Annotated in this window: 1 protein-coding gene; it reads left to right on the forward strand. The window is 77.0% G+C overall.

The annotated features are described in order from the left end of the window. Window positions 1–200 precede the first annotated feature (200 nt). Complete coding sequence (locus AOK18_RS18825; protein ID WP_055695132.1) at window positions 201–1,208, forward strand: CopD family protein; 1,008 nt, start codon at window positions 201–203, stop codon at window positions 1,206–1,208. Window positions 1,209–1,259: the final 51 nt, after the last annotated feature.

Here is a 1,259-nt window from a genome sequence, read left to right on the forward strand (position 1 = left end):
GGGTGCGGGGCGGCCCGGTGGAGGTGACGGCCCGGCCTGTGGGGTGACGCCCCCGTCCGGTGAGGGGCGACGGGCCGGCGGGCCGGGCGGACGAAGGGAGCCGGGCGGACGGGGCCGGTAAATGCGACCTTGGTGGGAAATGAGCCCCCGTCCCGTACCCCGTGCTTGCCCGTTCTGTGGGCCCTTGTGAAGATCCTGGGGTGACTCTGACCAACCCCGCCTCCGGGACGACCGGCGCGCACGGGGACGCGCGGCGTTCCGGCGCCAGCCCGGCCGCCGCCGTCCTCGTCCTGGTGGCGCTGGCCGGGCTGATCCCGCTCCTCGGTCCGTCCCCGGCCCTGCACGGCACCGGTGAGGCCGCCGCGCCCGGCACCGGTGGCGTGGCCCTGCTCCGGACGGTGCTGTTCGCGGCGCTGGCCGTACCCGTCGGCGAGCTGTTCGTGAGGCGGCTGCTGCGTTCCGTGCCCGACGCTCCCCCGGCCGTGCCGCGCGCCTGGTCCACCGTCGCGAACTCCGCCGGTTTCGCGGCCGCGCTCGGGCTCGCCTGCGTGGTGGCCACCGGGAACCTGGTTCCCGACGGCCTCGCCGCCGTCGACGTGGGCAGCCTGTACGCCTCGCGGGACGGCAGGCTCGCCCTCCTGGAGGTCAACGCGTTCCTCGCCGCGGCCCTGTGCGCCGCTTCCCGCCGCCCGGACACGCAGGTGTGGCCGCTGGCGGTGGTCGTCGTCGCCGAGGCCCTGCGCGCGCACCCCGGGACCGAGCACACCCCGCTGATCGGCTCCGGGCTGACGGTGGTCCACCTGGTCTGCGCCTCGCTGTGGGCGGGGGGCCTGCTGTACGCGCTGCGCACGGTGCGCGCGTGGCGGGGCTCACCGGCGGGCGCCGTGCTGCTGGGGCTGTACGCGCGCGTGGCGGCCGTCCTGCTCGTCGCCCTCACGGCGACCGGGGTGTGCAGCTCGCTGCGCCGGATGCCGCCGGAGTCGGTCCTGGAGCAGCTGACGGACACGGCGTACGGGCGTGTCCTGCTCGCCAAGGTGATCCTGATGGCCGGGGTCGCGGCCCTCGCCCTGTGGGCCAGGATCCGGCTGGCCCGTGCGTCCGATCCGCTGAGCGCCGCCGGTCCCGCGCGGGCGGAGGTGTACGTGCTGGCCCTGGTGGTGGCGGTCTCGGGCCTCCTGACGGCACTGCCGGTGCCGATCCGCTGGTGAGGGGCGCGGGCGGTGGGGGCCCGCGCCCCTCACCAGCGGATCGGCACCGGC

It is taken from the genome of Streptomyces prasinopilosus (assembly GCF_001419695.1).
GTDB lineage: Bacteria > Actinomycetota > Actinomycetes > Streptomycetales > Streptomycetaceae > Streptomyces > Streptomyces prasinopilosus.